A 12,824-nucleotide genomic window follows, 5' to 3' on the forward strand; every position below is an offset into this window, starting at 1 on the left:
TTAACTGCCCAGCAATCGATGGATACGTTGCAATCCGGCAACCAGCCGGTCAATTTCTTCGCGTGTAGTATAAACGGCCAGCGAGGCGCGGCACATACTGGGAACACCATAGTGTTCCATCAGCGGCATCGCGCAATGGTGGCCGGTGCGAATCGCAATACCGTACCGATCGAGGAAACTTCCGACATCATAGGCGTGGTGCTGCCCAAGATTAAACGCAATAACGCCGTGACGCTCAGCAGGGCCGTACAACGTCAGATCCGGCACCTGCGTTAGCGCTTCCAGCGCATACTGCATCAGTGAAGATTCATAACGTTGAATTTCTTCCCGTCCCAGCGCCGTCACATAGTCCAACGCGGCACCTAAGCCCATGATACCGCCCGTATTCGGCGAACCGGCTTCAAAGCGCCACGGTGAATCGGCATAGGTGGTGCCTGTACGCAGGCTAACCTGACGAATCATCGCCCCGCCGCCTTCCCACGGCGGCATAGCCTGAAGCAGGTCACGTTTGCCGTACAGCACGCCAATACCCGAAGGGCCGTAGATCTTATGTCCTGAAAAGACAAAGAAATCGCAGTCCAGATCCTGCACATCGACAGGCTGATGCATAATCGACTGCGCGCCATCAACCAGCACAACCGCGCCAACCTCTTTTGCCTGCGCAATCATGTCCTTAACCGGATTCAACGCGCCGAGTACGTTAGAGATGTGCGTCACCGCCAGCAGGCGAGTACGTTCATCCAGCAATCCGGGAAGCTGCGCGACATCCAGCGAACCATCTTCGGCCAGCGGCAATACACGAACCTCAACGCCACGCGCTTCCGCCAGCATCTGCCAGGGAACAATATTCGCGTGGTGTTCCATCTCGGTGATGATCAGATTGTCGCCCGGCTGGATAAAGGTGCGGCCATAGCTGTTAGCCACCAGATTGATGGCCTCCGTCGTCCCGCGAACAAAGACAATCTCGTCTACCGAAGCGGCATTGATAAAGGCTGCCACCTTTTCGCGCACGGCTTCCATCGCACTGGTCGCCTGCGCGCTCAGCGTGTGAATGCCGCGATGAACCGCGGCATATTCATGGCTATAGAATTCGGCTTCGCGATCGATAACCGACTGCGGTTTTTGCGCACTCGCGGCGCTATCAAGATAGGCTAACGGCTGGCCGTTAACCTCACTTGCCAGCAACGGGAAATCGGCGCGAACCCGTTCGATAGGATAACTCATCATACCGCCTTGCCGGCATTCGCCAGCGCGTTGGGCAAACGCTGCGCGATACGTTGCAGAACCACATCTCGCAGAGATTCGTTTTCAATCGCTTCTGTGACTTCCGCCGCAAAGGCGAAGATGATCATCTGCTGCGCATCTTGCTCCGTAATACCGCGCGAACGCAGATAGAACAGCTGCTCTTCGTCCATACGGCCAATGGTGGCACCGTGGCTGCATTTCACGTCATCCGCGTAGATTTCCAACTGCGGCTTGGTATCTACCTCAGCCAGTCTGCCCAGCAGCAGGTTATTGTTGGTCATCTGTCCGTCAGTTTTCAGCGCGTGAGGCGCAACTTTGATCATGCCGTTAAACACCGCTCTGGCGCGATCGTTGACGATGACTTTATGCAGCTGACGACTTTCGCCATAACCCTGATTGTGCTCCAGATACGTGCGCGTATCGCACACTTCGCTGCCGACCGGCAGAATCAGGCTGTTCATGGACAGATTGGTGCCTTCGCCGTTCAACTGAGCGCTGGTGTTGTGACGCGTCAGCCCCGCCCCCAGCAGGAAGCTGTGGCTGCGAACCCGTGCATCACGCGCCAGCACTAAATCGTTGTGCGCAAAGTGGTAGCTCGCCGCCGCCTCAAACGCCAGCTTATAGTGGCTAACCTGGCTATTTTCCGCCGCATTCACCGTCAGGCGTGCGCCAGTAAAGTGGGCATGCTCATCCAGACTGACGTAGTGCTCAATAATTTCCGCACTCGCGCCGCGTTCAACGTTCAGATGATGACGGTGGTGAACCGTGTTTAATGCCGTCGCCTGGCTGCTGCTGATGTGCAACAGGTAAAGCGGTTTCTCCGCCTGCTGTCCGGCAGCCAGACGAATCAGCGTGCTCGTACTAGCCAGACTTTCGGTCAGATGCAGGAACACCTCGGACTGGATGGCCGCAGGCAGTACGCCCTGCGCTCGCGACGCCTGCACATCAACCTGATAAGGGCCCCATGCACTGTCGCTGAGTTCAGCATTGAATACCCCATCGACAAACACCAGACGCCAGCTATCCACCGCTAAGGCCAGAGCCTCCACCGCTGCACGATCGATCGACTGGGCCTGCGGCGCGACAAATTCGTTGCTCAGCAAACTATCCAGCGGCGTGTATTTCCAGTGTTCGTGCTTACGGTGCGGTAAGCCAAGACGTACTACGTCCTGCCAATGCTGGTTCGCCTCTTCAGAACGGCGTGACGCATCGCGCTCAAACAGGCCATGCCACTGCTGCAACGCCTTCTCTTGTTTCTGTGCGATGCTGGTTTTACCCGCCGCGTTCTCGCTCGTCACATTATTGCCCGTCGGTAAGCCAGCCATAGCCTTGCTCCTCCAACTGTTTCACCAGCGAGAAATCACCGGATTTCACAATACGTCCCTGATACAGAACGTGGACGTGATCCGGTTTGATGTAATCAAGAATACGCTGGTAGTGCGTTACGATGATGAACGAACGTTTGCCGTCACGCAGGGAGTTCACGCCGTTAGAGACGATTTTCAGAGCATCGATGTCCAACCCGGAGTCGGTTTCATCCAGAATGCACAGATCCGGCTCCAACGCCGCCATTTGCAGAATGTCGTTACGCTTCTTCTCACCGCCGGAGAAGCCCACGTTGACCGAACGGGTCAACAGATCTTCCGGCATATTCAACAGCTTGATCTTTTCTTCGATAAAGTCGGCGAAGTCAAAGCGATCCAGCGCTTCCTGCTCGCGGTATTTACGCACCGCGTTAACGGAGGTTTGCAGGAAGAACTGGTTGCTGACGCCAGGGATCTCGACAGGATACTGGAACGCCATGAAGACGCCTTCGCCCGCGCGATCTTCTGGGGACAGTTCCAGCAGATCTTTCCCTTTGAAGCTCACCGAACCGTCGGTCACTTCGTATTCTTCACGTCCAGCCAGCGTCGCGGAGAGCGTACTTTTACCTGAGCCATTCGGGCCCATAATCGCGTGAACTTCACCTGGCTTAATGGTGAGATTAAGCCCTTTGATGATCTCTTTGCCTTCTACGCTGACTTTTAAATTTTCGATGCTTAACATGCTTATTCCTTCCAACGCCCAATGCGACGAGCGCTTAATGAATTCCGGGACCGATGATTCTCATTATTCGTCTGTGAAAATCCCGGTAACCGCCGAATTAACCCACGCTGTGTTCCAGGCTAATCGCCAGTAACTTTTGTGCTTCTACCGCAAATTCCAGCGGCAATTCAGAGAAGACGTCCTTACAGAATCCGTTCACGATCATCGAGATGGCGTCATCTTCGCTGATACCGCGTTGCAGACAGTAGAACAGCTGGTCTTCACCAATTTTCGAGGTCGTCGCTTCGTGTTCCAACTGCGCAGTATTATTGCGCACTTCCACGTAGGGGAAGGTATGCGCGCCACACTCGCTGCCGATCAGCATGGAGTCACACTGGGTGAAGTTACGGGCGTTGGCCGCACTCGGCATAATCTTCACCAGACCACGGTAAGTGTTCTCACTGCGTCCGGCGGAAATCCCTTTGGAGATGATGGTCGAACGAGTATTTTTACCGATGTGAATCATCTTGGTGCCGGTGTCAGCCTGCTGACGACCATTGGTCAGGGCAACAGAGAAGAATTCGCCAACGGAGTAGTCGCCACGCAGAATGACGCTCGGGTATTTCCAGGTGATCGCTGAACCGGTTTCCGACTGCGTCCATGACATTTTTGAATGCTCGCCTGCACACAACGCGCGCTTGGTCACGAAGTTCAGAATCCCGCCTTCTGCGTCATCTTTACCGGAGAACCAGTTCTGCACCGTGGAGTATTTCACTTCGGCATTCTTGTTGATGATGACTTCCACCACTGCGGCGTGCAGCTGGTAGGTATCACGAACGGGCGCAGAGCAACCTTCGATATAGCTGACATAGCTGTCATCATCGGCGATCAGGATCGTACGCTCGAACTGGCCGGTTTTAGCCGCGTTGATGCGGAAATACGTCGACAGTTCCATCGGGCAGCGCACACCTTTCGGGATGTACACAAACGTGCCGTCAGAAGCGACCGCCGAGTTCAGCGCCGCAAAGAAGTTATCGTTAGCCGGTACGACCGTACCGAGATACTGACGCACCAGATCGGGATGTTCCTGAATCGCCTCGCTGAATGAACAGAAGATAATGCCTTTTTCAGCCAGCTCATGCCGATACGTGGTCGCAACAGAGACGGAGTCGAAAATCGCATCAACCGCCACTTTCTTGCCTTCACGGACAGGAACACCCAGCTGATTAAACGCGTTCTCTACTTCGCTGGTCAGGTAATTATTCACGTCCGTAATCCCGGATTGCTGCTTGGCGCCGGGCTCAGAGCCGCAGCTGTCGTCGCAGTTACCGCAGGAAGGCGCGGAATAATAGCTATAGTCCTGATAGTCGAGTTTCTCGTAATGGGCTTTCAGCCAATGCGGCTCTTCCATCTCCAGCCACGCTTTGTAGGCGTTGAGACGGAATTCCAGCATCCACTCAGGTTCATTACGCTTCGCCGAAATCGCCCGTACGACATCTTCATTGATGCCGTGCGCCAGCTCATCGGTTTCCAATTGCGTAAAGAAACCTTCTTTATAGCGTCCATCACCCATCCAGATCTGGACATCATCAGGTACATCTACCGTGCTACGTGCCATAATTTTTCATCACTTAAATGCCAAAGCTTTCGCCACATCCACAAGCATGCTGCGCTCTGGGATTATTAAACTTGAATATCTGATTCAGTCCTTCACGGACGAAATCAAGTTCTGTGCCGTCAATGAAAGGCATCGCTTTCAATGGGACATACAGTTTTGCGCCGTCACGTTCGAATACCAGATCGTCAGTTTCGAACTCCTGTACCAGATCCAGCACATAGCCAAATCCCGCACAGCCTGATTGTTTAACGCTGAGCCGCAGTCCTTGCACGGCCTCATCCTGCTTCACCAGATTCTTAATCTGCTTCACGGCGCTCTCTGTCAGCGTCAATCCTTGCCAGACATTTTCATCCAGTGAAAACGTCCCTACATTTTCCGCTTGCATATGGAATACCTCATTACGTGTGGTACCAGTTTTAGGCTGGTTTCCCCTAATGTTAGTGATAATGAAACTAGCTTCAACCTCTTGTTTCGCAGGGCTATTCGTAACATTTCAGTTTTTAGCAAGCCAATAGCACCATTTTACACGTCTCGGGCGCGCCAAACAACGTAGTAAGAAACCAGATAACCAATTGATAACAAATGAATTAATAGCATCACCCCTGTCCCTTGCGGTCAGGTAAAAATTATCATCTCGTTATCATTATTATAACATTTATCGGTGATACCTATTTATAAAACAGGGAAGGTATATGAAAATTTATGTGACTTCCGATCGTACTTTTTGGCGTTAAAGCACATTTTGCCCATTGATCACCGCCTTTTTTATAAATATGATAATGATTATCATTTCATATTCAGGATCGTTCACCATGCTTTCCGTGACTGCCTGGCTGCACCACCAGATTGACGAATATAAATTCCAGATTCGCGATGCCACCGTTGATTTTTACATGGCGGAAGCGCGCCTGAATCGCCCTGGAAGCAATATTGACCATTTACGCCGCTATCATAACGCCTGCATGGATATGGTTGAACTCTGTCTGAGAAATGGCGATGACGACAGCTATCTGCATGCGCTGGTCAAGCTGCACAATCGGTTGATTAAAGAGATTAATAATGAAGGGCGTTGCCACCTGTTTCGCGTGCAAAGCTACTACTTTGCCCGTAACACGCTGAAGTCGATTTGCCATCAGCTAAGCATGCAAGGCTCATGGGATAAAGCCACCGCGTTTCAGACCGACTTCGTTAAGCGCGTGCCTTTCCTGCCTTGAAAAACAATATTTTTCTAGAGGCCATGTTTTCCTAGAGACAATATTTTCCTAGAGGCAATGTCTTCCAAAAACAACGGAACCAGACCGACCGGCAATCTGGTTCCGTGCGACATATTTACGGCGTAATGACCGACGTCGTCAGACGTGAAATGCAGCACAGGCGATTCTGATTATCAAAAATCTCAATCTGCCACACCTGGCTACGGCGGCCAACGTGAAGCGCACGACACACGCCACGCACTTCACCTTCACGCACGGCTCGCAGATGATTGGCATTGATTTCAAGACCCACCACCTGCTGCTCGTCCTCAGAGCACAGATAGCCCGCGACGGAACCCAACGATTCCGCCAGCACGACGGACGCGCCGCCGTGCAATAAGCCGAACGGCTGGCGCGTGCGAGAATCCACTGGCATCACGGCTTCCAGAAAATCCTCCGCGATATGGGTATAGCGGATACCGACATGACCCACCATGCACGTTTGGTTCGGTTCGTTAAGTTGCTCAAGCGTAACCTGTCGTTTCCATAGCATCAGATAATCTCCAGCAGGGCCTGTAGCGGATGGCGTAGTGCACTGCCTTCCATACGTTTCACCTGACTGCGGCATGAATAGCCGGTGGTCAGGCAGCGTTTCTGCGGTAACTTCTGTAACACCTGTTGCCAGGATAGCGCATAAATACCCTGCGAGTTGGCGAGGTTCTTGGTTTCATGACCGTAGGTTCCCGCCATACCGCAGCACCCGACGCTGACATTCTCCAGTTTGGCACCAAAGCGCGAGAAGATATCAGCCCATTGTTTCGTGCTGATCGGCAGCGCCGTGGTTTCCGTACAGTGACCCAACAAATACCAGGATTCGCCAGTGGCAGGCTGCGGCGTACTGTCGGCCAGTGCCGTCACCAGCCATTCATGCACCAGTTGCACCTGGAAATCACCGCGTTTCTCACCCAGGATTTCACGGTATTCATCGCGATAGCACAGTACCAACGCCGGATCGACGCCCACCATCGGCATCCCCAGTTTCGCGACGCGGTTCAGGAAATCTGCCGTCTTCGACGCCGTTTTGGCAAAACGCTGCAAGAAGCCTTTAATGTGCTGCGCCTTCCCGTTCGGTGAGAACGGTAAGAGCACCGGTTTCAGCTTCAGTTTTTCGATCAGATGGACGAAATCTGCCACCACCTGCGCATCGTAATAGCTGGTAAACGGATCCTGCACGATGAGCACGTACTGCTGGCGCGCCGCTTCCGGCAACTGTTCCAACTGTTCCAGCGTGGTGTTGACGCCACTATGTCCGGCAAACTGCTGGCGCAGCGACGGTGATGACAGCAGCGGTAAATCAACCATACCGATCTGGCTGCGGCTCAGGTTATTCAGCAGCGGCATTTTCAGGAAGAAGTTAAACGTCTTCGGGCTGCGCGCCATCAGCGGCGCATAGCTTTCGACACCGGCGACCAGATAGTCACGCACCGGACGCAGATAGCGCGTGTGATAAAGCTGCAGGAAGCGGGAGCGGAAACCGGGCACGTCGATTTTGATCGGGCACTGCGTTGAACAGGCTTTACACGCCAGACAGCCAGACATCGCGTCTTTGACTTCGTGGGAGAAATCGTAATCCCCCTGCTTCGCCTGCCAGGTATTGCGGGTTTTCTGGATAAACGCACGCAGGCTCAGCTTCTGCTGCGGCAATGCCTTCTCCAGCGCTACCGGATCGATGCCTTGCTCCGCCAGCAGGCGTAACCATTCACGCACCAGCGTCGCACGGCCTTTCGGCGAATGAATACGGTTGCCGCTGATTTTCATCGACGGGCACATTGGGCTACGGGCATCAAAGTTAAAGCACAGCCCGTTACCGTTACATTCCATCGCGCCACGGAACGCCGTACGCACCGTCAGCGGGATCGTGCGGTCGAACGTGCCGCGCTTGACCGCATCGACTTTCATCATCGGTGCATCCACGTCCAGCGGCGCACAAATCTTCCCGGGATTAAGTCGATTATCCGGATCGAACGCCGCTTTGATACGGCGCAGTTCGGCATACAGCTCCGGCCCAAAAAATTCAGGGCTGTACTCGGCGCGGAAGCCTTTGCCGTGTTCCCCCCACAGCAGGCCGCCATATTTGGCCGTCAGCGCGACAATCTGGTCGGAAAGCTGTTTCATCAGCATTTCCTGTTGTGGGTCGCACATATCCAGCGCTGGGCGGACGTGCAGTACCCCAGCGTCCACGTGACCGAACATACCGTACGTCAGGTTATGACTGTCCAGCAGCGCGCGGAATTCTTCGATGTAATCGGCCAGATGCTGTGGCGGCACACAGGTATCTTCCGCGAACGGAATCGGCTTCGCCTGCCCTTTGCTGTTGCCCAGCAGGCCTACGGCTTTTTTCCGCATGGCATAAATACGTTCGATGCCGGCCAGATCGTTACAGGTTTGATAGCCAATCACCCCGCCCTCTCCGCTCGCCAGCAGCGTATCCAGCCCCTGACAGAGCGCGTCAACCTGCCCGTTAATCAGCATTTCATCATCACCTGCGAACTCAACGATATTCAGGCCCAGCATTTCCTGATTAGGCACATCAGTAATCAGTTCGCTAACGGAATGCCAGACAATATCCTCGCGGGCAAGGTTTAATACCTTGGAGTCCACGGTTTCAACCGACAGCGCCTTGGCTTCTACCATGAACGGCGCATTGCGCAGCGCTGAGTTAAAGGAGTCATACTTGATATTCACCAGACGGCGAACCTTTGGCAACGGCGTGATATCGAGCTTCGCTTCGGTGATAAACGCCAGCGTGCCTTCAGCGCCGGTCAGAATTCGCGTCAGGTCGAAGGTCTGGAGATCGTCGCTGAACACATGACGCAGGTCGTAACCCGTCAGAAAACGATTCAGCTTGGGGAATTTGTCGATGATTAACGCGCGCTGTTCGCGACAGCGGTGCAGCACCGTATGGTAAATGCGACCGATAGAGGAATCTTCTAACGCCAGCTTCTCTGCCAGCGCGACCGGCATCGCATGTGTATCCAGCATCTCGCCGCCCAGCAATATCGCACGCAGCCCCAGCACATGGTCTGAGGTTTTGCCGTACACCAGCGAGCCTTGTCCCGATGCATCGGTGTTGATCATGCCGCCCAGCGTCGCCCGGTTACTGGTCGACAGCTCGGGTGCAAAGAAATAGCCATAAGGCTTCAGGTATTGGTTAAGCTGATCTTTAATGACGCCAGCCTCGACGCGCACCCACCCCTGTTCAGGATTAATTTCCAGAATGCGGTTCATATAACGCGACATATCGACCACGATGCCGCGATTCAGCGCCTGCCCGTTCGTTCCCGTACCGCCGCCGCGCGGGGTAAAGGTCAGCCCTGAAAAACGTGCTTCACCCGCCAGCCGGGATAAAATAGCGACATCAGCGGTTGAGCGAGGGAAAACCACTGCATCCGGCAAAAGTTGATAGATGCTGTTATCCGTTGCCATCGTCAGACGATCGGCATAGTTGGTCGCCGTATCGCCTGTGAATCCATTTTTCTTCAATGCTTCCAGAAAATTAAGCACCGGCTGAACCAGCCCGGGAGATTGCGTGATCTGTGGGATCATTATTTTTTGACCCTGTCCGTACATGATGTGTTTGCCAATATGTCGTGATATGCCTGTGAAGAGCCCGATATAGCCGCCCTTTCATCGGGGACATCACGTTTTATCACATTTCGCAATCGTGTGCGCTCCCGGATCGGCAAAAACATACAGCGTGTTGGTGAACTGCTGTTTCACCAACAAAATGTTCAACAGGCTGTCAAAACACCCGGAAATATCTCATGATGACAGGTGACCATAGGCTGTCACCCAAGCTACCTCGCCTTCAGCCCTTTCTTTTGCTATTGAGGAATGATTCATTGAGCAAATATTCCCAGCCACCACGACTTGATCTGGCCAGAATCCTGTTCAGTCTGGTGTTTATTACCATCATGATAATTGCCTGTTTTTGGGTGGTTCAGCCTTTTATTCTGGGGTTCGCCTGGGCGTGTATGGTGGTGATTGCCACCTGGCCAGTGCTGATTAAGTTTCAGGCGCTATTGTGGGGGCGACGTTCTCTGGCCGTGATCGTCATGACGCTACTGCTTATTCTGCTATTTATTGTCCCAATTGCCGTTCTTGTTAGTAGCGTAGTGGATAACAGCTCGGCGTTAATGAGTTGGGGAGCCCGGCAGGAAAACTTTTCACCACCGACACTGGAGTGGCTGACGTCTATTCCTTTCGTCGGTGAAAAATTGTTCAACAGTTGGCAGACGTTGCTGCAAAGCGGCGGTAGCGGCCTGTTCGCCAAAGTGCAACCCTATTTTGGTAAAACGGCGACCTGGTTAGTGGCACAAGCGGCCAATATCGGGCGCTTTCTGATGCATTGTTCCCTGATGCTGCTCTTCAGTGCCCTGCTGTATTACAAAGGAGAAGCCGTGGCGAAAGCCGTGCGACATTTCGCTATCCGGCTGGGGCAAGAGCGCGGCGATGCCGCTGTCATTCTGGCAGCCCAGTCGATTCGAGCTGTCGCACTAGGCGTGGTGGTTACCGCTATCGTGCAGTCGGTGTTGGGCGGAATTGGGCTGGGGCTGTCCGGTATTCCCCATACAACACTACTGACTGTGCTGATGTTTCTGTCTTGTCTGGCGCAATTGGGGCCACTTCCGGTACTGATTCCTGCCATTATCTGGCTATATTGGACGGGTGATGCCACCTGGGGCACAGTTTTGCTGGTCTGGAGCTGCGTCGTTGGCACTATCGATAACGTGATCCGCCCAGTATTGATCAGGATGGGAGCCGATCTTCCTATGCTGCTGATTCTTTCCGGCGTAATTGGCGGATTACTGGCCTTTGGTATGATTGGCCTGTTCATTGGCCCGGTCGTCCTTGCCGTTTCTTATCGTCTGCTGTTTGCCTGGATGCGTGAAATCCCCGAACCGCAGAGCATCCTCTCCGTTAATACGTCTAGCAAACCCAATAAAGAATAAGGGCAGTAGCACTGTTTCGTCTTTCCGTGGGCGGTGCGCCGCCCACGCATTGCCCACTCTCAGCATTATTCCTCGATGTGGACGTATTCCCACATTTTTTCAATAGGTAAAAATAGCTAATGATTAACCCTCTATTCCTAGGGATTAGTCCTAAAAATTTTGATATCATTTCTCTAATGCATCAATATTATTGACAATATAAAAACTCTGAGAGACCAACTCTTAAAAGATAATTAACTATTAGGATGATTCTTAATGACTGAATAGAGCATAATCCATAGGATAAATACCGGAGCTAGTATTAACCTACTGTTTGTCAATGAGGTTTCCTCCTCGTCAGAGTTAGTAACGAATTGCTGTGTGTAGTCTTTGCCCATCCCCTGAGATGGGCCTTTTTTTTCCTTTCATTTCTCTTCCATTCAATTACGCTTCTTCCCTTTTTTGTTACTCTCCTGTCTGCCTACTCTCAGTTCAGTTTTTCAGGAGTTTTTCATGACGCCTCTCGCCGCGAAGAGATTACTACTCTGTGGCTTATTCAGCCTTCTGACCGCCTGCGATAATCCAGCGCCGACGACACAGCGCCCCTTGTTGACCATTGAAGGTAAAACGATGGGGACGTTTTACAGCGTAAAAATTAGCGGCGACGTCACCGAAGACAAAACGCAGTTGCAACGAGAAATCGATGCTCTGCTGGAGCAGGCCAATAATGACATTTCCACCTACCGTGACGATTCAGTGCTGTCGCGTTTTAATCAGTATCGAGGAACAGAGCCACAGCCTATCAGCAACGGCATGGCGGATATCATCCTGGCCGCACTGCGTATCGGTAAAGCCACGCACGGTGCGATGGATATCACCGTTGGCCCGTTGGTTAACCTCTGGGGGTTCGGTCCGCAGAAGCAGCCGACGCGTATTCCCAGCCAGCAGCAGATCGATTTAGCACGCCAAAACGTTGGGTTGCGTCACCTGAAACTGATCGGCGACGAAAAAGGAGAATGGATTCAGAAAGATCTCCCTGATTTGTATGTCGATCTCTCCACGCTGGGTGAAGGGTATGGCGCAGACGTTCTCGCGCAGTTAATGACGCGCAAAGGGATCACCAATTATCTGGTTTCCGTCGGCGGCGCGATTTCCAGCCGTGGCGTGAACGCCGAAGGGACGCCGTGGCGTGTAGCGATTCAGAAGCCAACCGATCAGGAAAACGCGGCACAGGCAGCGGTGAATTTGCAGGGTTATGCGATCAGCACCTCCGGCAGCTACCGAAATTATTTTGAGCAGGACAACAAGCGCTATTCTCACGTTATCGATCCCGAGACGGGCAGACCGATTACTCATCAGCTGGTTTCCGCAACCGTGATTGCACCGACCGCGCTGGAAGCGGATGGCTGGGATACCGGTTTGATGGTATTGGGCACGGAGAAAGCGCTAAAGCTGGCGGAACAGCAGGGGCTGGCGGTTTATCTGATTACCAAAACGGATAAGGGCTTTAGCGCGGTAATGACGCCGCAGTTTAAATCCTTCCTGATTACAGCACCGTAATTTTCAGCACGGCTTGCGATCGGTGGCGGCCAAGCGGTGGTAATGGATAGATCGTAAAGACGCTGTGAATACGTCCCTGGAAATTGAGGGTTACCCCACAAATCCGGGAAATAAATTTCTGTAACCACAGTGAAAATTTCGTGCGCACTAACTTCAGTCAATTTTTGCAACTGTCGCAGCACGCGCCCGACA

Annotated in this window: 10 protein-coding genes and 1 other RNA gene; 4 read left to right on the plus strand and 7 right to left on the minus strand. The window is 53.0% G+C overall.

Features of this window, described 5'->3' with window-relative positions; genetic code table 11:
- From sufS to sufA, 5 genes are all read right to left on the minus strand, one after another.
- Entirely contained in the window at positions 1–1,224 is a 1,224-nt protein-coding gene (sufS, locus tag R9X49_RS09110; protein ID WP_319848624.1) for a cysteine desulfurase SufS, read from the minus strand.
- Positions 1,224–2,570 (minus strand): Fe-S cluster assembly protein SufD, encoded by a 1,347-nt coding sequence (gene sufD, locus R9X49_RS09115; protein ID WP_319848070.1) that lies wholly within the window; start codon positions 2,568–2,570, stop codon positions 1,224–1,226. Before sufD ends, sufS begins: the two co-directional genes overlap by 1 nt.
- On the minus strand, positions 2,545–3,291 hold the full coding sequence (gene sufC / locus R9X49_RS09120) for a Fe-S cluster assembly ATPase SufC (protein ID WP_319848071.1): 747 nt from the start codon (positions 3,289–3,291) through the stop codon (positions 2,545–2,547). The genes sufD and sufC overlap by 26 nt, the downstream gene beginning before the upstream one ends.
- A gap of 97 nt (positions 3,292–3,388) precedes the next feature.
- Complete coding sequence (sufB, locus tag R9X49_RS09125; RefSeq protein WP_319848072.1) at positions 3,389–4,888, minus strand: Fe-S cluster assembly protein SufB; 1,500 nt, start codon at positions 4,886–4,888, stop codon at positions 3,389–3,391.
- Between the two features lie 13 nt (positions 4,889–4,901).
- Complete coding sequence (gene sufA, locus R9X49_RS09130) at positions 4,902–5,273, minus strand: Fe-S cluster assembly scaffold SufA (RefSeq protein WP_319848073.1); 372 nt, start codon at positions 5,271–5,273, stop codon at positions 4,902–4,904.
- Positions 5,274–5,700: 427 nt separating this feature from the next.
- On the opposite strand from sufA, the gene R9X49_RS09135 reads away from it, so the two are divergent.
- On the plus strand, positions 5,701–6,102 hold the full coding sequence (locus R9X49_RS09135; protein WP_225084974.1) for a hypothetical protein: 402 nt from the start codon (positions 5,701–5,703) through the stop codon (positions 6,100–6,102).
- Between the two features lie 115 nt (positions 6,103–6,217).
- Here the strand turns inward: R9X49_RS09135 and menI are convergent, their stop codons facing one another.
- Both menI and R9X49_RS09145 read right to left on the minus strand, forming a co-directional pair.
- Entirely contained in the window at positions 6,218–6,634 is a 417-nt protein-coding gene (gene menI, locus R9X49_RS09140; protein ID WP_319848074.1) for a 1,4-dihydroxy-2-naphthoyl-CoA hydrolase, read from the minus strand.
- Positions 6,634–9,687, minus strand: a complete 3,054-nt coding sequence (locus R9X49_RS09145; RefSeq protein WP_319848075.1) for an FAD-binding and (Fe-S)-binding domain-containing protein — start codon at positions 9,685–9,687, stop codon at positions 6,634–6,636. The genes menI and R9X49_RS09145 overlap by 1 nt, the downstream gene beginning before the upstream one ends.
- Positions 9,688–9,983: 296 nt before the next feature.
- Here R9X49_RS09145 and ydiK point away from each other — a divergent pair, with 296 nt between their 5' ends.
- The 3 genes from ydiK to apbE all read left to right on the plus strand — a co-directional run bounded on the left by ydiK (position 9,984) and on the right by apbE (position 12,632).
- On the plus strand, positions 9,984–11,093 hold the full coding sequence (ydiK, locus tag R9X49_RS09150) for an AI-2E family transporter YdiK (RefSeq protein WP_319848076.1): 1,110 nt from the start codon (positions 9,984–9,986) through the stop codon (positions 11,091–11,093).
- A 289-nt stretch (positions 11,094–11,382) separates the two neighbouring features.
- Positions 11,383–11,494: antisense sRNA RprA (rprA, locus tag R9X49_RS09155), an RNA gene on the plus strand.
- Positions 11,495–11,585: 91 nt separating this feature from the next.
- A complete protein-coding gene (gene apbE / locus R9X49_RS09160; RefSeq protein ID WP_319848077.1) occupies positions 11,586–12,632 on the plus strand; it encodes an FAD:protein FMN transferase ApbE in 1,047 nt (348 codons plus the stop codon).
- The last annotated feature ends 192 nt before the right edge of the window (positions 12,633–12,824 follow it).

Origin of the sequence: Pectobacterium carotovorum, from assembly GCF_033898505.1 — a bacterium.
GTDB classification, from domain to species: Bacteria; Pseudomonadota; Gammaproteobacteria; order Enterobacterales; family Enterobacteriaceae; genus Pectobacterium; species Pectobacterium carotovorum_J.